Consider the following 1,146-nt stretch of genomic DNA (forward strand, 5'->3'; position numbering starts at 1 on the left):
GTCACAATCGCATTTTCAGAAAGTACGTACCTAAAGGAAAGTCTATCGAAAACTACTCTGCTGAGCAGATTCTCTGGTTTGCAGAGGATATGAATTCATTACCTAGAAAGTCCCTTGGGTATAATACGCCTGATGATTTATTTGAAGCTTATTTAGATACCGTCTATGCAGCTTAAATTATTTGGTTAAAGGTGTTCAATTTGAACTTGCAATTTTAGCTCTTTTTCAATGCCAATTTTATATGTTATTATTTTTATCTCACAAAAAAGCGTGAAGAACCAAAAAAAAGCTCCCGTTGCTAATTCTTACTAGCGGCGAGGAGCTTTTTTCTCATATTTCCGAATACGCAGCTGGTGTTATTTGTTTCCACTCCTGAAATTTTCTTCGGATTTTAAATATTTGCAGCTGAGATGTTATTTTAGCATTTTTAAACTAATTTGAAGATAATTATTACTTTAGTCTATCAACCTGCTTTTGAAAAGCCCGCAGATGTCTATCAGAGCCGCTCTTCAGTGCAGAGAATACTTCAAAGACGTTTTCAGGCAAGTCATATGTCAAGAAAAGTTCATACATCGCAATATTATCTATTTCAGCTTGGACACCTGTCTCTGCTGCTTCGAGCAAATTAGCAGGTACAACAATATGACCGGCTGACTCATCAGCAGGAAAATCAAGTCCATATGCAAGATATACTTCTTTTAAATAAGCGAGATGCGTTTCTTCGGCGCTGATAATATTAGTATAAGGTTTCTGGCTGCCGAACTTGTCCACAATAGCCAAATACTCGCCGTGAGCCAAGTATTCATCTTGAACTGCGTACATCAGCATATCATTGATAGTTAAATTTTTATCTGCAAGTGCGCCTTTTGCACCGTACCCTTCAAGAGATAGCGATTTGTCGGTGTCGGTAAGTGGGGCTGGATCGATGTCAACATTATGATCTATAGGCTGAGTAGTTGCTGGTTCTTGACTAGTGGTTTCCTGTACAGGTGGGGTCGTTTCTAAAGCAGTATCTTTTGAAGTGTATAATGGACCCAAGAATTTAGACCACTAAAAGTTGCTTTTTAAGTTAGGTTGAATGTAATATTTAATCAAACGGAGGCACTATGAAACGAACACAGTACACACCTAACGAAAAAGCAAAAA

Annotated in this window: 1 protein-coding gene and 1 pseudogene; one reads left to right on the top strand and one right to left on the bottom strand. The window is 37.8% G+C overall.

All coding sequences use genetic code 11. The features are described 5' to 3' along the window. Window positions 1-176: pseudogene (locus RVY80_RS10300) on the top strand (IS30 family transposase); the annotation flags it as partial. A 274-nt stretch (window positions 177-450) separates the two neighbouring features. On the opposite strand, the gene RVY80_RS10165 reads toward RVY80_RS10300, so the two are convergent. Further along, window positions 451-1,038: a DUF2202 domain-containing protein gene (locus tag RVY80_RS10165; protein ID WP_317330541.1), complete on the bottom strand. Its 588-nt coding sequence runs from the start codon at window positions 1,036-1,038 to the stop codon at window positions 451-453. Between the last annotated feature and the right edge of the window lie 108 nt (window positions 1,039-1,146).

The sequence above is a fragment of the Veillonella absiana genome (assembly GCF_032970865.1).
Classification (GTDB): domain Bacteria; phylum Bacillota; class Negativicutes; order Veillonellales; family Veillonellaceae; genus Veillonella; species Veillonella absiana.